17 protein-coding genes are annotated in these 18,140 nt (G+C 40.2%); 11 read left to right on the top strand and 6 right to left on the bottom strand.

Translation table 11 applies throughout. The annotated features are described in order from the left end of the window. Positions 1–751: 751 nt before the first annotated feature. Together AAEY93_RS17725 and AAEY93_RS17720 are read right to left on the bottom strand one after the other, a co-directional pair. On the bottom strand, positions 752–1,207 hold the full coding sequence (locus AAEY93_RS17725; protein ID WP_124014102.1) for a hypothetical protein: 456 nt from the start codon (positions 1,205–1,207) through the stop codon (positions 752–754). A gap of 896 nt (positions 1,208–2,103) precedes the next feature. Further along, the gene (locus AAEY93_RS17720; protein ID WP_124014101.1) at positions 2,104–2,883 is read right to left on the bottom strand and encodes a hypothetical protein; all 780 of its coding nucleotides are present in this window, start codon (positions 2,881–2,883) and stop codon (positions 2,104–2,106) included. A gap of 388 nt (positions 2,884–3,271) precedes the next feature. Between AAEY93_RS17720 and cysB the strand changes: the two genes are divergently transcribed. Then, entirely contained in the window at positions 3,272–4,249 is a 978-nt protein-coding gene (gene cysB / locus AAEY93_RS17715; RefSeq protein ID WP_124014100.1) for an HTH-type transcriptional regulator CysB, read from the top strand. 97 nt (positions 4,250–4,346) lie between these two features. On the opposite strand, the gene purN is transcribed toward cysB, so the two are convergent. Together purN and purM are read right to left on the bottom strand one after the other, a co-directional pair. Then, positions 4,347–4,991, bottom strand: coding sequence for a phosphoribosylglycinamide formyltransferase (purN, locus tag AAEY93_RS17710; protein WP_124014099.1), 645 nt, complete (start codon positions 4,989–4,991; stop codon positions 4,347–4,349). Beyond that, positions 4,991–6,028, bottom strand: coding sequence for a phosphoribosylformylglycinamidine cyclo-ligase (purM, locus tag AAEY93_RS17705; protein WP_101030538.1), 1,038 nt, complete (start codon positions 6,026–6,028; stop codon positions 4,991–4,993). The genes purN and purM overlap by 1 nt, the downstream gene beginning before the upstream one ends. A gap of 240 nt (positions 6,029–6,268) precedes the next feature. On the opposite strand from purM, the gene upp reads away from it, so the two are divergent. Then, positions 6,269–6,895, top strand: coding sequence for a uracil phosphoribosyltransferase (upp, locus tag AAEY93_RS17700; protein WP_124014098.1), 627 nt, complete (start codon positions 6,269–6,271; stop codon positions 6,893–6,895). 131 nt (positions 6,896–7,026) lie between these two features. Here the strand turns inward: upp and AAEY93_RS17695 are convergent, their stop codons facing one another. Beyond that, a complete protein-coding gene (locus AAEY93_RS17695) occupies positions 7,027–8,349 on the bottom strand; it encodes a Na+/H+ antiporter family protein (protein ID WP_124014097.1) in 1,323 nt (440 codons plus the stop codon). Between the two features lie 377 nt (positions 8,350–8,726). On the opposite strand from AAEY93_RS17695, the gene AAEY93_RS17690 reads away from it, so the two are divergent. Beyond that, positions 8,727–9,332, top strand: coding sequence for a peroxiredoxin (locus AAEY93_RS17690; protein WP_101030547.1), 606 nt, complete (start codon positions 8,727–8,729; stop codon positions 9,330–9,332). 140 nt (positions 9,333–9,472) lie between these two features. On the opposite strand, the gene rnt is transcribed toward AAEY93_RS17690, so the two are convergent. Beyond that, positions 9,473–10,138 carry a ribonuclease T gene (rnt, locus tag AAEY93_RS17685; RefSeq protein ID WP_101030551.1) on the bottom strand — a complete coding sequence of 222 codons (666 nt, stop codon included), beginning with the start codon at positions 10,136–10,138 and terminating at the stop codon, positions 9,473–9,475. Between the two features lie 187 nt (positions 10,139–10,325). Between rnt and AAEY93_RS17680 the strand changes: the two genes are divergently transcribed. The 8 genes from AAEY93_RS17680 to ybgF all read left to right on the top strand — a co-directional run bounded on the left by AAEY93_RS17680 (position 10,326) and on the right by ybgF (position 17,775). Further along, a complete protein-coding gene (locus AAEY93_RS17680) occupies positions 10,326–11,195 on the top strand; it encodes a flagellar protein MotY (protein ID WP_351078728.1) in 870 nt (289 codons plus the stop codon). A gap of 1,385 nt (positions 11,196–12,580) precedes the next feature. Continuing rightward, on the top strand, positions 12,581–12,982 hold the full coding sequence (ybgC, locus tag AAEY93_RS17675) for a tol-pal system-associated acyl-CoA thioesterase (protein ID WP_101030557.1): 402 nt from the start codon (positions 12,581–12,583) through the stop codon (positions 12,980–12,982). Then, positions 12,972–13,661 (top strand): protein TolQ, encoded by a 690-nt coding sequence (gene tolQ / locus AAEY93_RS17670; RefSeq protein WP_101030561.1) that lies wholly within the window; start codon positions 12,972–12,974, stop codon positions 13,659–13,661. Before ybgC ends, tolQ begins: the two co-directional genes overlap by 11 nt. Beyond that, entirely contained in the window at positions 13,661–14,089 is a 429-nt protein-coding gene (gene tolR / locus AAEY93_RS17665; protein ID WP_101030564.1) for a protein TolR, read from the top strand. Before tolQ ends, tolR begins: the two co-directional genes overlap by 1 nt. Next, a complete protein-coding gene (gene tolA, locus AAEY93_RS17660) occupies positions 14,090–15,052 on the top strand; it encodes a cell envelope integrity protein TolA (protein WP_101030567.1) in 963 nt (320 codons plus the stop codon). A 42-nt stretch (positions 15,053–15,094) separates the two neighbouring features. Continuing rightward, positions 15,095–16,423 carry a Tol-Pal system beta propeller repeat protein TolB gene (gene tolB, locus AAEY93_RS17655; protein ID WP_335686289.1) on the top strand — a complete coding sequence of 443 codons (1,329 nt, stop codon included), beginning with the start codon at positions 15,095–15,097 and terminating at the stop codon, positions 16,421–16,423. A 23-nt stretch (positions 16,424–16,446) separates the two neighbouring features. Beyond that, entirely contained in the window at positions 16,447–16,983 is a 537-nt protein-coding gene (pal, locus tag AAEY93_RS17650) for a peptidoglycan-associated lipoprotein Pal (protein WP_101030573.1), read from the top strand. 54 nt (positions 16,984–17,037) lie between these two features. Further along, positions 17,038–17,775 carry a tol-pal system protein YbgF gene (ybgF, locus tag AAEY93_RS17645; protein WP_351078721.1) on the top strand — a complete coding sequence of 246 codons (738 nt, stop codon included), beginning with the start codon at positions 17,038–17,040 and terminating at the stop codon, positions 17,773–17,775. The last annotated feature ends 365 nt before the right edge of the window (positions 17,776–18,140 follow it).

Here is an 18,140-nt window from a genome sequence, read left to right as displayed (position 1 = left end):
CCAGAAACATAAAAAACTGAGTATTTCTATTTACTTAAACAACTAATGCAATGGGTGTGAATCATAATCTTATCAAAACAAGAGTCGGCAATTGCTGCAATAGTTCAAGACATCTCCCCCCTTTTTAATGTTCACTTTCTTGAAAAACTTTCATAAAAGTGAGTGTTTCCTTCATTTTGTGGTGTTATGTAGACTATTCGCGCAACAGAACTGAAAGTTTTTCGTAATTGCGGTTTAAATGTGATCTGACTATTGATATACTCGTTCTAAGAAGAAAGTGATTGTTACTCTTCTCTCTGTAAGGTAAATGTCATCCCCGCCCAGCATTAACAAGATGTCGTCAGTTTTTAGGATTCAACATCGTGTTTTTGTATATAAAAAGACATGCCTACACCTACAAAAAGACTTAAAAGATTGGAGTGATTATGGAAGTTCATGAATACGAAAACGCTTACTATCAAGTGAAAGATGACGTGTTAGAGTCTTTGCCTTCTGACGAAGAATAAGACCATTGAATGAGCATCTTAATGCTAAGGCTATTTAGTTCTCGCATTAAATACTTCGACACAGAAACTAAAAATAGCAGCCTAGGCTGCTATTTTTTATTAGTTATTTTTCATTGTTTGTTTGTATCAATAATGTGGATCAATAATTTTTAGCAAGAATACATAGCGTTTTATTGTCAGTACACAGTGATGATGGCTCCACTCAACCAAAGTCGTCAATATGTGCGACTTGGTACGATCCAACATTAACCTTCAATGCGACCCTTTTCAGGTAATATTTCAACAATAATCCAAGTATTACCTTTTTTATGGAGACGAATGGTGCGATCGTCAATCCATTTTTGGCCACCTTTTAGTCCTTGCATCTTAACTATTACGGTAACGTCGTCGGTAAATTTGCGGAAGAAATCGATATCAATTTCATCAATAGACATTGTGACTTGCTTCATGGATAAACCTAGTACATTCCGTTGTACTGCCGACGCAATATGGTAATGGTCAATCACATCCCAGATATCTGGAGAGACAAACTTTTTAGCTTTATCAACATCACGATCAACATAAATAGCTTCGAAGAAACCTAATGAGACCTGTTCTGGTGTGAGTTGAGGTTCGCCTAGCTCATTTGATTGGCCGCATGCACTGAGAAGGAAGAGTAGGCACAATGGGAGAAGTTTTATCAAGGTAATTTTTTTAAGCATAAATTTTTAACAGCTAATATTATTATTTTTAACCAGTATCTCGGTTTATGGCAAGTGTTACAAGGTTAAGGTCCATATAAATAATGGCACCACGAACAATTGTAGCGCAGATCATAATTTGCTTTTTGTTTTATGACTGATAGAACGTGTTTATGGAAATGATGGCGCTGTATTGAGCTATCACTCACATCACGACTAACAATAACAATAACACTATCAGGACACGACTATTCTGATCTTAATCCGTTAAAGCCCAACTCAGCAGCCTGACAGTTTTTCCATGTAATGGTCTTGATGTGCATTCACAGATTTGTTTACCTGTCAGCCCATGTTGAAGTGCAATGGGTACCTCCTTACAGGCAGATTTCAGCTTTGGCGGGCTGTGCTGAATTCCCTCATAGGACAAGGGTATTTTATACAGTAGCTTTGCGGAGCTGCGTTACATCTCGAAAATTGAACATCTACTGGGTAGTCGCGTCTTTTAGAAATAGACCCAATAAGTTAATATTTGTTCGATTGGCAGCTTAATGAGATGATTTTGATGCTAATGGCTTGACGCGGTCAAACTGGTATGTCATATATTAACAATGCACTCCATGTTGAGTGACACAGGTTGAGTGACACTAACCTTAATAAAAATACAGATTGGCAATTGCTTTGCCTTATTGGTTTTCTGGTAATTACGTTATCATAAGTAATCGATAATTCCACTAATGTTATCCACAGATTCTGTGGACAACCTTGTTGACGAACCTAAGTTATTTTGCTAACCCCTTGTATCTGCGGGTTTTTTTTGTGTGGTTAAAAAGTAGCGCAGACTTATTTTGAATCGAATTTACGTGCAAAAATAAAGCCTCATTACGAGGCTTTATTTTTTGTGATGACGACAAAGATATTTACCATTTCTTTTTCGGCTGAAACAACATATCAATATCATCACCTTCTTTTTTCGGTTTTGGTGCACTCGGTTCACTACGTTTTTGAGCGCCCATTATTTCATCCAGTAGTTGTTTTGCTTCATCGACTTTACGGGCAATAAAAGGATCATTAGGCGTTTGCGCTTTAATTATGTGTAGCGTGTTTAAGGCTTTCGTGACCATTTGTTTACTAGAACCGTACTGCTTCATAAAGCAAGCTGCACGCGCCCGACTAATCATAGAGTCGACATTTATTCTTAATTGAAGGTTGTCGATACGTATTTCTTCTTCTGCAAAAATAGACGGATCAACTTTTCCCTTATTATGTTCCGCACGTAAAATGGCTTTAAGTTTTTTTAGTGTTTTTACTAATTCTAAAATTTGTCTATCATTATCAGGTAAACGAAAGCTCTCAATCGCAGGGACTTGGCTAGGTGAGTTAGACACTGAGGCTATTTGCATTTTGATGTCGGCTAGACGACGTTCATAATCAGATTTTAATTGGCCTGATGCACGAACTATAGATTGTTCTAAAGCATCTTGAATGCGGCGATAAAGCACTAACATGATATGGCTAGAAGATGGGGTCATGCCAGTGTTAGATAAGACGGCATCGGTTTCATCTATGATGGCTCGCTGACGAGAAACTTCTACTCGACGCTCGGCTTCTGCCCGCTCTTTTTGCTGTTGGACAATACTAAAGCCGATAATCAGCAATAATAGTGCGCCAATAAGAATTAATATCAAAATTAAGGACATAAACGTTCCATTTTATCTTTCATATTACATGGTAAATATAGCCAAGTAGCTATGACTAAAAGTTATTTTGATGCTGGAATAAATAGTCCTGACAAAATATCATCAAAATGATTCTATATCTTAGCGTATGTTATCGCGGCTGTCGTTGAATAATAAGTCATTTTGTTGATAATTCATTAAACAGATGAGTCACAATGTTCATCAAAAGCTCAGTCAATTAGATAGGAGGTGATTTTACTTGCTCGTTATTCCTATTTATATTACATTTCATTCATCATATAACTTTTTATCATAGTTGAACGACTGTTCTTGTTATGTAAAACAACGTTCGATTTGTTCTTGTTTACATATTTTGCAGATGAGATACGGATAAATCAAGGATAAAACCATGAAACTGCAGCAACTTAGATATATTGCAGAGGTTGTGAAACACAACCTAAATGTGTCATCAACGGCTGAGAATCTCTATACTTCACAACCTGGGATTAGTAAGCAAGTCAGAATGTTAGAAGATGAATTGGGCATTCAAATATTTGGTCGTAGTGGTAAACACCTTACTCATGTAACCCCAGCCGGTCAGCAAGTTATTGATATAGCAAATGATATACTAGGCAAAGTCGATAGTATTAAAAAGGTGTCTGAAGAATATACTAAACCGAATCAGGGCGAATTGAATATTGCTACTACGGATACTCAGGCTCGATATGCTCTGCCGCAAATTATTGGTGAATTCATCAAACGCTATCCTAAAGTGAATTTACATATGCATCAAGGCACACCTTCACAAATTAGTGAGCAAGCCGCTAGAGGTGATTCGGACTTTGCAATTGCGACAGAAGCTATGCATTTATATACCGATTTAATTATGCTGCCTTGTTATCATTGGAATCGATCAATTGTCGTGACTCGTGATCACCCGCTGGCTTCCCAATCAACAAAAGTTAGCATTGAAGATTTAGCCAAGTTTCCATTGGTGACTTATGTTTTTGGTTTTGATAAAGCGTCTGAAATTGAAAAGTCATTTAAGCGTGCTGATCTCGATCCGCGTGTGGTGTTTAGTGCCACCAGTGCCGATGTGCTTAAAACTTACGTACGTCTGGGGCTTGGGGTAGGGGTGATCGCTTCTATGGCAATCGATCCTGCTGTTGATAAAGATTTAGTGGCGATTGATGCGAGTCATCTGTTTGCTCATAGTACAACTAAAATCGGCTTTAGACGTGGTAGTTTTTTACGCAGCTACATGTATGACTTTATGCGACATTTTGCACCGCATTTAACCCGAGACGTGGTTGAAAAAGCGGTCGGGCTTCGAGATCAACAACTGATTGATGAAATGTTTGCGGACATGGTATTACCGGTACGATAGTACTGAATATCGGTAATGTGTATCGTATAAAAAACCTCGCTCATCGGCGAGGTTTTTTTATAATCAATATAAAGGCTTAATCACGGATTAATTGATATTAATCTGGCGCGTAACCCGATCCACCAATTAACTCGCTATCCAAATAGGCTTTACCATCAGTCATCGCTAAACGACCTAAGCTAAACCATTTTACCACCAGAGGATAAATAGCATGCTCTTGTTCATGAACACGCCTGGCTAATATTTCAGCATCATCTTCAGGGTAAATAGGGACTTTAGCTTGCAATATCACCGGTCCAGCATCGAGTTCAGGGATAACAAAATGCACACTAGCGCCATGTTCAGTGTCGCCTGCATCGATAGCACGTTGATGTGTATGTAATCCTGTATACTTAGGCAATAATGATGGATGAACATTAATCATTTTCCCAAGGAAATGGCGAACAAACTCATCGGTCAAAATACGCATAAAACCCGCAAGAATAATCAGATCTGGTTGGTATTTCTCTATTGTTTTTAATAAACGTGCATCGTAATCGCTGCGTACTTCATTGATATAAGGAATAACGCAACTGGTATCAATTTCGCTTTGATGAGCGCGAATTAATCCATAAGCATCCGGCTTGTTACTGATCACACCAACAACGTCAGCCTTTAGGTTATCGTCACAACCATCAATGATAGCTTGAAGATTACTGCCCTTACCGGAAATCAATACCACAACACGACAGCTTTGGGTCATTAGATGATCTCCACTTGCTCTTCGTCGCCTTGACGCGTGGCAATTTCACCTATCAACCATGCATTTTCGCCTTCTGCGGTTAATAATGCTAATGCGGCATCCACTTTGTCTGTTGGCAGCGCAATAACCATACCTACACCACAGTTAAATGTGAGGAACATTTCATGTTGTGCAATATTGCCGTTTGTCATTAACCAATCGAACACCACTGGCCATTGCCAAGAGTCACCCTTTACCACAGCTTTACAATCATCAGGAAGTACTCGTGGGATATTTTCCCAGAATCCACCACCAGTAATGTGCGCCATTGCGTGAATATCTGATTGTTCAATCAGTTTCAATAAAGGTTTAACATAAATTTTTGTCGGCTCGAGTAAATGGTCAATTAACGGCTTACCAGCAAGATCTTGTTGCGGGTCCGCTTTGCTGACTTCTAATACCTTACGGATTAACGAGTAACCGTTTGAGTGAGGACCACTTGAACCAAGCGCAATGAGTGAGTCACCCGCTTTTACTTTTGTACCATCAATGATATCTGCTTTTTCAACAACACCAACACAAAATCCGGCAAGATCGTAATCTTCGCCTTCATACATGCCGGGCATTTCAGCTGTTTCGCCACCGATTAATGCACAACCTGATTGGAAACAACCTTCTGCGATTCCACTGACAACCGAGGTCGCCGTTGCAACGTCAAGTTTACCAGTCGCGTAGTAATCGAGGAAGAAAAGCGGTTCAGCACCTGAAACAATCAGGTCGTTGACACACATAGCAACTAAATCAACGCCTACGGTGTCATGCTTTTTATAATCAATGGCTAATCTTAATTTGGTGCCAACACCATCAGTGCCAGAAACAAGTACTGGGTGTTTGTATTTAGTCGGTAATTCGCACAATGCGCCAAAACCACCTAAATTGCCCATAACTTCTGGACGACGAGTGCGTTTTACCGCTGATTTAATGTTGTTTACTAACGCATTACCTGCATCGATATCAACGCCGGCATCTTTGTAACTTAGGGGGGTAGGAGTGGTCACGGAGGATCCTCTAGGGTACATCGTTTTATGGAATTTTATGCGCCGATATTCTACCAGTTTGTGTCCCGAGTCGAAAGTCATGTTTTTACTTTATCCTATAAATAAAACGATGAATTACCTATTTTTATTGGTTTAGGTCACGATTTACTGCAATTTTGAAACTTTATGTTTTATAGATAGGATAAATCGTCTAACATTTATCAAATTTGCCTGAAATAGTCAGAAATCTAGGAGAAATAAATGAAAGTCGTTGAAGTAAAGCATCCTCTGGTTCGTCATAAAGTCGGTTTGATGCGTGAAGCGGATATCAGCACCAAACGATTTCGTGAACTTGCAACAGAAGTTGGCAGTTTATTAACCTATGAAGCCACCGCTGATTTTGAAACGGAAATGGTGACAATTGAAGGTTGGAATGGTCCGGTCAATATTGAGCAACTTAAAGGTAAAAAAGTGACTGTAGTGCCTATTTTACGTGCGGGTTTAGGCATGATGGATGGCGTACTTGAGCATCTTCCCAGTGCACGTATTTCTGTTGTCGGTATCTATCGTGATGAAGAAACACTTCAGCCTGTGCCTTATTTTGAAAAAATAGTCAGTAATGTAGACGAGCGTATCGCTTTAGTGGTTGATCCAATGTTAGCCACTGGCGGCTCAATGATTGCGACAATCGACCTGCTGAAAAAACGTGGTTGTACATCAATTAGAGCTTTAGTTTTGGTTGCTGCGCCTGAAGGCATTAAAGCCCTTGAACTAGCTCACCCTGATATTGAACTGTACACTGCAGCGATTGATGATTGCTTAAACGAGAAAGGTTATATCTTGCCAGGTTTAGGTGATGCGGGCGATAAGATATTTGGTACCAAATAATTCGTTATACGGATTGTAGATACCCAGGCTCGGTATAATTAACATCATGTGCGAGACCATAAAAACGGGAGCCTTTATTGAGGCTCCCGTTTTTATTTCTATCTTGATAAGCCTTAGCCAGCTGTTGAATGTTAAAGCACCATCGCAGCAATCCAACCAAAAACAAGCAGTGGAATATTATAGTGAATGAACGTTGGGATCACGCTGTCGCGAATATGATCATGTTGCCCATCGGCATTAAGACCTGCTGTGGGACCTAGCGTTGAATCCGATGCTGGCGAACCTGCGTCACCAAGCGCGGCAGCGGTACCGACTAGCGCAATGGTTGCCGCCACAGAAAAACCAAAACTGAGTGCTAACGGTACATAAATGGTGGCGATAATCGGAATGGTTGAAAACGAAGAGCCAATGCCCATGGTAATCAATAAGCCAACAATAAGCATCAATAATGCGGCTATTGCTTTGTTGTCACCTATCATGTCGCCTAAAGACGTCACCAGTGTGCCGACTTCCCCGGTCGACTTAACCACGGCGGCAAAACCTGCTGCTGCAATCATAATAAAGCCAATGTTGGCCATCATATGCACACCTTGGTCGAACAGGTCTTTACTCACTTCATGTTTAATAATTCCTGAAAAACGGAAAATAATAAATCCGCTTAATGCACCAAATATCATTGAATCAGTTTGTAATTGAACCACTAAAGTCACCACTATTGCTGATAATGATATCAACAGACTTTTTCGGCTAATCGTGGTTGAAATGCTGTCATTTATCACAGGTTGCTCAATAATATATTGTCTAGGTTTGCGGTAACTGATAAATATCGCCGTGAGTAGACCAACAACCATGCCCATAGCAGGTAATAACATTGCCTTAGGAATTTGTTCACCGACTGCATTTAAACCATTAATGTTCAAATTTGCTAAAAGGATGTCATTGAGGAAAATTCCGCCAAAACCGATAGGTAATATCATATAAGTGGTGACCAAGCCGAACGTTAGAATACAGGCTATAAGACGGCGGTCGATATGTAGCTTGGAAATGACATGTAATAATGGTGGAATAAGGATCGGGATAAAGGCAATGTGAATAGGTAAAATATTTTGCGATGAAATAGCCATTAACAGTATTGTGACCAATAACAACCAACGTACCACTTGAGTATTACCACTATTGGGTTCTTTGCCGAGCTTTTTAATAATTGAATGGGAAATTAACGTTGTTAAGCCCGAATGTGACAATGCTGCCGCAAACGCGCCAAGCAATGCATAACTTAATGCAATTTGAGCTCCGCCGCCGAGTCCGTCATTAAAGGCTGCTATCGTTTGATGAATATCTAATCCACCGACTAAACCCGCCACAACAGCACTAATGGTCAACGAGACCACAACGTTAATTCGAATAAAGCTTAAAAAAAGCATTAAGCAAACCGCGATAACAACCGCATTCATAATTATATTTCATAAAAGTAAGTGAGGCGGCTATTCTTGACCGTCTACAGCATATTTGTCCAGCGTATATCGACTTTTTACTTATTTATGCCGATTTTTCAATCAATATTACCTTCCGTTGTGGATAATGTTTGCCTAGGTCATGTCAGCAAATCATTTTTGTAATATTCGACAGTTATTATTTAGTGGGTCAGCATGTTTTATTTTTCAGCAGGTAAACCCATTTTCATTTGAAATAACTTATAAGTCCGCTAAATTAGATGTATGGTATACCTCTGATATAAGTCCCAACGGCATAGTCAATTGTTAAGTAGATCACAATTAGCAAGAACGCTTTGCCGTTGTTGAATGTTTAAGCCATTAAATGGAGATAGATAATGAGCGTATTAGTAGGCCGTCCAGCCCCAGATTTTACCGCAGCAGCCGTTCTTGGTTCTGGTGAGATTGTTGACACATTTAACCTCGCTACCGCAATTAAAGGTAAGCCTGCGGTTATTTTCTTCTACCCACTCGATTTTACTTTTGTATGCCCATCAGAGCTAATTGCTTTTGATCACCGCATGGAAGAGTTCACCAAGCGTGGTGTTGAAGTGATTGGTGTTTCAATTGACTCACAGTTCACTCATAACGCATGGCGTAACACTCCAGTAGACAAGGGGGGTATTGGCCAAGTTAAATACACACTAGTTGCTGACGTTAAACATGAAATTTGTAAAGCATACGACGTTGAGCATCCAGAAGCTGGCGTGGCTTTCCGTGGTTCTTTCTTAGTAGACAAAGAAGGCCAAGTTCGTCACCAAGTGGTTAACGATTTACCATTAGGCCGTAACGTTGACGAAATGATCCGTATGATCGACGCTCTTCAGTTCCATGAAGAGCACGGTGAAGTTTGTCCTGCTGGCTGGTCAAAAGGCGAAAAAGGCATGACTGCTAGCACAGAAGGTGTCGCAGCATACTTAAGAGATAACTCTGACAAGCTATAATCTAGCGGATTAGAGACAATAAAAAAGCTGCTTCGGCAGCTTTTTTATTGAGTAAGATAAATATTTTATCGACCGTTCTAAGGCGATATAGCCTGCTTGAGATGCAATTGTTATCTCGAGCGGAGGTTACCTAGTATCCATTATTCGCTGGCTGGATCGCTCTTCTCTTCCACAGCGGCTAATGGCCAACCACCTAATGCTTTCCAACGATTGACGATAAGGCAAAATAATTCGGCGGTGCGTTCGGTATCATATAATGCTGAATGCGCTTCTTTGTTGTCGAAATCGATGCCAGCCATTTTACACGCTTTAGCCAATACCGTGTGCCCAATAGCAAGGCCAGCAAGTGTTGCGGTATCAAAGCTCGCAAAAGGATGAAAAGGAGATCGTTTTAAACCGTTTCGTTCTATGGCCTTGTTCACAAACCCTAAGTCAAAAGCGGCATTGTGAGCGACAATAATACTGCGATGACAATCTACTGCTTTTTGGGCTTTTTTGACTTCTTTAAAAATCTCTAACAAAGCGACTTTTTCGTCTACCGCACCACGAAGTGGGTTGGTGGGATCGATACCATTAAAAGCTAAAGATTCAGGCTCTAGGTTCGCGCCCTCAAAAGGCTCAATATGAAAATGAAGGGTTTTATCAAGTTCAATGACCCCATCACTATTCATTTTTAATAAGCTGACGGCAATTTCAAGCAACGCATCGGTATTGGCATTAAAACCCGCAGTTTCGACATCGATAACAACAGGGAAATAACCACGAAAGCGGTGTTTAAACTTGTTAGCGTCGCAAATATCAGTCATTACAGTCTTTATCCTCAATAGCTATCATTCATCGGTGCAAATGATGTAGGCCGAGTATTATGCGCAAACTCAAGCTCAGTGTCATGTTTGATTGTGGTTTTTATCATCGATTAAACATGATTGTTGACTAAAGGAACTGACTTTGTGGCCGATAGAAAGTATGTAATCAGGTATATAGGGTGTTTTTATGTGGCGAAAACTGATAATTCTCGCAAGTTTGTGTCTTTGCTCAACGGCTAATGCTGATTTGAGGCACTACGTGGCGTCGCTCGAAAACTCAGCATGGCGCATTGGTGAGAGTAATCCGATAGAGTGTCGTCTTGAACATGATATTCCTAATTATGGTCGCGCGGTGTTTACCAGTAGGGCAGGTAAAGATTTGAATTTAAACTTCACCTTAGATATGTGGCTTAAGCCTGATGCGGTGACCAAGGCAACATTAATTAGCCGAGCTCCGAGTTGGCGTCCTGGGCATAATTCCAAAGAAATCACCCAACTGACTTATAACAAGCAATTTAATGGTGAAGTACCCAAAAAAGCCGCTTGGTCGATGTTGAATGAATTGAGTCAAGGAATGGAACCCACTTTTTACTATGCTGATTGGTATAATCACAACGCTAAGATTGCAGTGGGATTGTCGTCGGCTAATTTTGGCGGTAAATATCGTGAGTTTCGCGCTTGTTTAGCTAATTTGCTGCCTTACAGTTTTGATGATATTGCTTTTACGGTATTACATTACCAAGAAGGCGGGGTCGATCTGACGCGTTTCTCTACCCACCAATTACAAAAAATACAGCGCTATTTGTCTTATGACTCTGAAGTAGAACTCGTTCTTATTGATGCTTACACTGACAGCTACGGTGGGCGCTTGGTTAACCAAAAGGTGTCAGATAAACGGGCTGACTCAGTGAAAAATATTTTAATTGCTAGCGGTATTACTAAAGATCGTATTCATACCGAGGGGCATGGCGAAAAACGTCATGTTACTGGCAATGACCTTGCTGAAGAACGTAAGATGAACCGCAGAGTTGTGATTAAAATAACCAAGCCGATATAAACCCACCTCATGTATTATTAGCTGCACTATTAAGCGCAGTATTGACCCTATTTAGCCCGTAACAAGATTAGCTATCTATTTATTCAGTTGTTGTATGTATATTCCGCCACAGTAGCCTCTTTTTCTCGATACCATTGAGATATAAATAATAATCAATAAACGGGTTTTCCACGCTAAGGCATTATATCAACGCTCATCAATAAGGCCTCACTCGGCGGTCATTCAACATTCGTTAGACCAAGCTAATACTGATATAAAAGAGTCATTTGTAAACGATTGTTGCTCCTTTAGAGGCTAACGAGTAAAGCGATGCAAGCGTGTCTCGTTTTCCTCCATATTGATTAAAAAGACTCAATTTTTTCTCCATTAATATGGCTTGAATTGAAATGCTCTGATTTGTTCGCTTATAAGTTTGTTTATGAAGATACTGAAAAAAAGGCAAAAAAAGACCCACTTAATCCAAGTGGGCTAAATAATTTGCAATCAACAAATTTAAGGAAGGAAGTCAAACATAAGAACTAAGGATAACTGAAGTATTGGGTTACATCAGTTTGGCGTTCTTGGTTTTCAACATCTAAATCAGATGTGTCCTGAAAACAAGGTCATAGTAGAATGAATACACTTATCTGGCAAACTAGAAAAAATACGCATTATGATTAGTAAAACTAATGCTTTTTAGTGATCTTAATATGGTTTTTATACGCTGAACGGCTTATATAGTGGTTTTTTAGTTTGTTATATACATTTAATGCATAATTATTCGGATTAGTTAATTTTAAAACAATATTATTTAACAAATAGAATATATCTTGCTGTGATATAAAGCATGTTTATCTTCTTGATGTTGATAAGTATGGCTCTTAACCAAGGTGAACATCATCAAGCTACTTATATCTGAAACAGAATAAACTCCGAAAATGTCTTTATGAGGCTAAGTTCATATCCAGTGATAAACGCGCTGAATAATCTCCCTTCTTGAATCACTGAAGACTTGATTACTGACAACGTAAGCATCCAATATTATTAGATGATATTTTATTCATGTTTACATTTTACAGGGCGTGGGATGATAAGTTGCAGTGCGCGGTTTACGTTCACCTTGGCCGCGTTGCTTTTAAGGCTTTTTTAGGTTTTTAAGTGGCTAGAACTAGGCCGTTGTCACCAATAAATGTTTTATTTGTATGCCATGTTTTGTTTAATAGGTCGTTAATTTTTTTGGAAAATACATTAATAAAGCTTCATCTCTTACAGTTTCTGAGGTTTTTCGTGTGTTTAAGCGCATTTTGAGCAAAATAAAGTCTGCTTTTCACTTAGTACATTATTCACAAGCGTGTTGGTACTCGGTATAGTAAGCCAACTTTTACAACCTAAAAATTGATGTTCAAATTATGTTTGTTTGGCCTATTTCAGTCTATTACGAAGATACCGATGCGGGTGGTGTTGTGTATCATTCGAATTACTTAAAATTTTTTGAACGAGCTCGTACCCAATGGTTAAAAGCACTGGGTGTCCGCCAAGCAGAACTGTTGGCAGAAGATATTGCTTTTGTCGTTAAACATGTAGAAATAGATTTTCGTAAAGCGGCAAAGTTTGAACAGGATTTAGTTGTTGAATCCAAGGTTATAGAATTAAAAAAAGTGTCGTTGGTATTTCACCAGCGCCTAGTTGATCATCAAGGTGATTGCTATTGTGAAGCGACAGTGGTTGTTGCGTGTATATCTTTATCACGTATGCGTCCCCGCGCTATTCCCCTAAATATTGTTCAGGAGTTTGACAGTGCACGCTGAAATTTCATTTATTGGTTTGTTTTTAGAAGCCAGTGTGTTGGTAAAGTTAGTTATGCTGACCTTATTGGCATTATCGATTGCCTCATGGGCCGTGATCCTTCAACGCAATAAATTATTAACTTCAGCAAGAGTTAAATCATTACGTTTTGAAGACACTTTCTGGTCTGGTGTTGATTTAAATCGTCTTTATAAAGAATTGATTGCACGTGGTAGTGCTATCTCTGGTTTAGAAGCCATGTTTGTGGCGGGTTTCAAAGAATATACTCGTTTGAGTAAAGTAAACAGTAAAGCTCCACAAGCCGTTATGGATGGAACATCTCGAGCAATGCGAGTGAGTTTGTCGCGAGAAATGGAAAAACTTGAAAACAATTTGCCTCTATTGGCAACAATTGGTTCAACCAGCCCATACATTGGTTTATTTGGTACCGTTTGGGGAATTATGAATTCCTTTATCGCACTGGGTTCGGTAGAAAATGCCACGTTAGCTATGGTTGCACCGGGTATTGCTGAAGCACTCATTGCAACGGCAATGGGTTTGTTTGCTGCTATTCCAGCCGTAATTGGTTATAACCGTTTTACAACGCAAGTTGATAAAATTGAAATGACTTATGCTAACTTTATGGAAGAATTCTCCAACATATTGCAACGTCAAGCATATAGCGAGAAGGAAGCCGTTTAATGTATCAGCGTAAACGTCATCGTCCAATTGCAGAAATCAACGTTGTACCTTATATCGATGTCATGTTGGTGTTGTTGATTATTTTTATGGTGACAGCGCCAATTGTTTCGCAAGGGGTTAAAGTAGAATTACCTCAGGGTAATGCGGAATCGTTACCACCTGATAGTAAGCCTCCAATCGTGGCATCAATTGACGCTGCTGGGCAATACTTTTTGAATACTGGTAGTAGCTCTAACTCTCAAGCGATGGACATAGAGCAAGTCTCTACGGAAGTCGGAGCATTAATTCAGCTTGAACCATTAAGACCCGTGGTAGTCAAAGCTGACCGCACCATACCTTATGAAAGCGTTATTCAATTAATGATTAGTTTGCAAGGTGCTGGTGTGCCAGCCGTTGGGTTAATGACTGATTCACCGAAGGAGAAATAGGTGGCTGGAAAATCAGATTTAACCGTACCCGTTTCTATTTCTGCCGGTATTCATATTGGGTTTATTGTCATCCTTGCTCTAGGCATTAGTTTTGATGATAAGCCCAAGCAAATGCAAACTGCAGCGGCAAGTGCGCCGGCCATGCAAGCTATTGTGATTGATCAACAGAAAGTAAATGATAGAGTTGAGCAATTAAAGAAGCAAAAACAAGATGTGGCTAATCAAGAAAAGGTACGTCAAGCTGAGTTAGAACGTAAAGCATTGGAAGCGCGTCGCGAGCGTGAACGCGAGCAAGACAAAATTAAGACATTAGAGATCCAGCGTAAACAAAAAGAGCAGGAAACTCAAAAGGCCAATGATGCGGCGAAAGCGGCTCAGGCAAAACAACGGCTTGAAAAAGATCGGGCAGACAAAGCTGAAGTTGTGCGTAAGCAGAAAGAGCAGGAACAAAAAGTTGCAGAAGATGCCGCCAAGCTAGCGTCTGAAAAACGTAAGCAAGAAGAGGCTGCTGCGAAAAAAGCTCAACAAGAACGTCAACGAGCTGATGATGAACGTAAACGCAAAGAAGAAGCTGAGCGTAAACGCAAAGCCGAAGCCGACACTAAAGCGCGTCAAGAGCGTGAAATGGCAGAGGCAATGTCTGCAGAACAAGACTCGCTTTCTAAAACGCGTAATAGGCAAGTGTTGTCAGAAGTCGATAAGTATAAAGCCATGATTATTGCCACTATTCAACGTAACTTAGTAGTTGATGAATCAATGCGTGGTAAAAGCTGCCGGGTATTTATTCGTTTAGCGTCTGATGGCTTTGTTACTACAAGCCAAACGTTGGACGGTGATCAGGTAGTTTGTCGAGCGGCCAAAGCGTCTATAAATAAAGCTGGACGGTTACCCGTATCGCCTGAACCGGCTGTTTATCAGCAATTAAAAGAAATTAATTTAACTGTTTCACCGGAATTTAATTAAGATCAATGGTATTTAATGATGGAATTGAGTAAAAGGAGTCCCATGAAAAATTTGGCTAAATGGCTAACACTGGTATTGATAGTGTTAACTACTCCCGCGCGCGCAGCGTTAGAGATTGTGATTACTGAAGGGGTTGATGCCGCGAGACCCATTGCCGTAGTTCCTTTTGTTTGGCAAGGACAAGGGCCTGCTCCAGAATCTATTTCTGATGTGGTCGCATCTGATTTGGCTCGCAGTGGTACATTTAAAACGCTTGATGTGCGTGCATTGCCACAGTCAACTATTTCTTCAGTAAACGGTTTTACGGCTCAGAGCTGGGCTAATGTAGAAGCTGAAGCAGTTGTTGTTGGCACGGTTAAACCCTATGGCGCTGATAAATACTTAGTGAGTTTTGAGTTGATTGATTTAGTCAAAGCACAGCTTCAAGCGGGAAAAGGGCCTCAGAATAACAGTGAGTTATTGCTTGAAAGTCGTGAAACCGTTATCAGTGCAAACCAATTTAGACAATATGGTCACCGTATAAGTGATATTGTTTATGAAAAACTCACGGGGATCCGTGGTGCGTTTTTAACTCGTATTGCGTATGTTGTGGTTAAACAAGGTCAAAAAGCACCTTACCATCTTATGATTGCTGATTATGATGGTTATAATGAACAAATGTTATTACGTTCACCAGAGCCATTGATGTCACCGGCTTGGTCTCCAGATGGACGTCGTTTAGCCTATGTGAGTTTTGAAAATAGAAAAGCCGAAATTTTTGTTCAAGACATCTATAGCCAAACTCGTACTCTGGTGAGTAGTTTTGATGGCATTAATGGCGCGCCAACATTTTCTCCCGATGGGAAAAAGTTAGCGGTTACATTGTCAAAGGATGGTCAGCCAGAAGTTTATGTCGTCGATATTGCTACCAAGACAACTCGACGCATTACAGAACATTACGCAATTGATACTGAACCTTCTTGGTTCCCAGACGGCAAATCAATTTTATTTACTTCTGAACGTGGTGGTAAGCCGCAGTTATATCGCGTAAGTTTAGATACAAATAAAGTCTCGCGTATGACTTTTGAAGGAGAATGGAACCTAGGTGGTTCAATTACCCCAGACGGTCGTAGTATGATTTTTGTAAACCGTACTAACGGTAAGTTCCATATTGCTCGAATGGATCTTGCAACACGCTTTATGCAGGTGCTTTCATCAACTCAACTTGATGAATCGCCAAGTGTTGCCCCTAATGGCACTATGGTTATCTACGGTACAACCCATCAAGGTAAACAAGTGTTAGCTGCTGTTTCTATGGATGGCAGATTTAAAGCAAGATTGCCTGTCGGCCAGGGCGAGGTGAAGTCACCAGCATGGTCTCCGTTTCTCTAAATAGATATTGATAAGGATTTAAAATGGATCTGAATAAGTTGTTTAAAGCTATGTTGGTTGCAGTTCCGCTTATGGCACTGGGTGCCTGTAGTTCAACTTCAGACTCGGAAACTGATGCTAGCGGTTCTATGAGTGGTACTGGTAGTGAATATGGTGCTGGTGGTGTTGAAACTGGTGGTGTAGCACCTGTGCTAAGTTCTGCAGAACAGCAGCGTTTAAAAGAACAGGAATTACGTCGTCAAAATATCATTTACTTTGATTTTGACCGCAGTGAAGTTCAAAGCGAAAATGCTGAAATTCTTCAAGCACACGGTAATTATTTAGTTGGAAACCCAAATGTTCGTGTTTTGATCGAAGGTCATGCCGATGAACGTGGTACTCCTGAATACAACATTGCACTAGGTGAGCGACGTGGCAAAGCGATTGCAAAGTATTTGCAGAGTATGGGCGTACAGCCTAGCCAAATGAGCGTAGTCAGTTATGGCGAAGAAAAGCCATTAGATTATTCTCGTAGCGATACTGGTTTTGGTAAAAACCGTCGTGGTGTGTTAGTTTACTAAATGTATGAAGAACAAGGCCAACCGTTATCGGTTGGCCTTTTTTAGGAGATAAAAATGAAACAAGCCATATTAGTTGCGGCAATGTTCTTCACTACTGTAACGGCTTGTGCCGCTCCAGCGCCTGTTGAAGATGTTGCAGGAGGTTCGAATGATGACAGAGTCTCAAGGTTAGAGCGCATCATGAAAGCAAAGCAACAAGGCGATTTTGAGATGCAACGTCGTATGGATGTATTGCAAAATGAGGTGTTGGATTTAAGAGGCATTACTGAGCAACAAAATTATCAAATGAATCAAATGTTACAGCGTCAACGACAGCTGTATGAAGATATTGCAAATCTTACTGCTCAGTCATCAACACCCGCTGCGCCAGTTCAAGCGGATGCCACTTCGGTCGCAGCAGCTAGTTCAACCTTGGGTGAAACAGGAAGCTATGAAGCCGCAGTGAATTTGGTCCTTAAAGAGCGCAAATATGATGAAGCAATCCCTGCTTTTCGTAATTTCATAGCCAAATACCCAGAATCAAATTATGCAGCTAATGCAAACTATTGGTTAGGCCAATTGTTGTACAATAAAAATGAATTCAGTGATGCTAAACAAGCATTTAGCACAGTGGTCAGTCAATTTGCAGATTCAAATAAGCGTGGTGACAGTTTGGTCAAACTTGGCATGATTGCAGAAGAAGAAAATGATCTTGCAGGTGCTAAAGCGCTTTATAACAAAGTTATCAAAGAGTATGCCGACAGTGCCTCTGCACGACTAGCTCAACAGCAATTATTAGCATTAAAAGGCTAGTTAAGCCAAAAAACCGCCTCTTAGTCTGTTTTTCATGCAAACAACAAGAAATTATACATTTGCGCTTGCATGAGAAATTGAAAAAGGTATTATAGGCGCCCTCAGAACGGCATAGCCTTTTGGGGGTGTTAGAAGGTAATTACTTAGTCTACAGTCTCTGTGTTTTAAGTTATGGCCTTTTAGTTACCAAGATGGGTCGTTAGCTCAGTTGGTCTTGAAATAGAGACAGTTGGCTTTTGTTCCCGTAAGAATATAAGTTCTTGCAAAACCAAGATGGGTCGTTAGTTTAGTTGGTCTTGAAATAGAGACAGTTGGCTTTTGTTCCCGTAAGAATATAAGTTCTTGCAAAACCAAGATGGGTCGTT

The organism is Shewanella sp. CAL98-MNA-CIBAN-0140 (genome assembly GCF_040309905.1).
GTDB lineage: Bacteria > Pseudomonadota > Gammaproteobacteria > Enterobacterales > Shewanellaceae > Shewanella > Shewanella psychromarinicola.
This window is presented reverse-complemented; position numbering and strand designations above follow the sequence as displayed.

Coding starts and splice junctions, on each gene's coding strand:
- AAEY93_RS17690 (WP_101030547.1), top strand. CDS start 8,727: ATGAGCGTATTAGTAGGCCGTCCAGCCCCAGATTTTACCGCAGCAGCC.
- AAEY93_RS17695 (WP_124014097.1), bottom strand. CDS start 8,349: ATGAATGCGGTTGTTATCGCGGTTTGCTTAATGCTTTTTTTAAGCTTT.
- pal (WP_101030573.1), top strand. CDS start 16,447: ATGGATCTGAATAAGTTGTTTAAAGCTATGTTGGTTGCAGTTCCGCTT.
- AAEY93_RS17725 (WP_124014102.1), bottom strand. CDS start 1,207: ATGCTTAAAAAAATTACCTTGATAAAACTTCTCCCATTGTGCCTACTC.
- upp (WP_124014098.1), top strand. CDS start 6,269: ATGAAAGTCGTTGAAGTAAAGCATCCTCTGGTTCGTCATAAAGTCGGT.
- ybgF (WP_351078721.1), top strand. CDS start 17,038: ATGAAACAAGCCATATTAGTTGCGGCAATGTTCTTCACTACTGTAACG.
- tolB (WP_335686289.1), top strand. CDS start 15,095: ATGAAAAATTTGGCTAAATGGCTAACACTGGTATTGATAGTGTTAACT.
- purN (WP_124014099.1), bottom strand. CDS start 4,991: ATGACCCAAAGCTGTCGTGTTGTGGTATTGATTTCCGGTAAGGGCAGT.
- rnt (WP_101030551.1), bottom strand. CDS start 10,138: ATGACTGATATTTGCGACGCTAACAAGTTTAAACACCGCTTTCGTGGT.
- AAEY93_RS17680 (WP_351078728.1), top strand. CDS start 10,326: ATGTGGCGAAAACTGATAATTCTCGCAAGTTTGTGTCTTTGCTCAACG.
- tolR (WP_101030564.1), top strand. CDS start 13,661: ATGTATCAGCGTAAACGTCATCGTCCAATTGCAGAAATCAACGTTGTA.
- cysB (WP_124014100.1), top strand. CDS start 3,272: ATGAAACTGCAGCAACTTAGATATATTGCAGAGGTTGTGAAACACAAC.
- AAEY93_RS17720 (WP_124014101.1), bottom strand. CDS start 2,883: ATGTCCTTAATTTTGATATTAATTCTTATTGGCGCACTATTATTGCTG.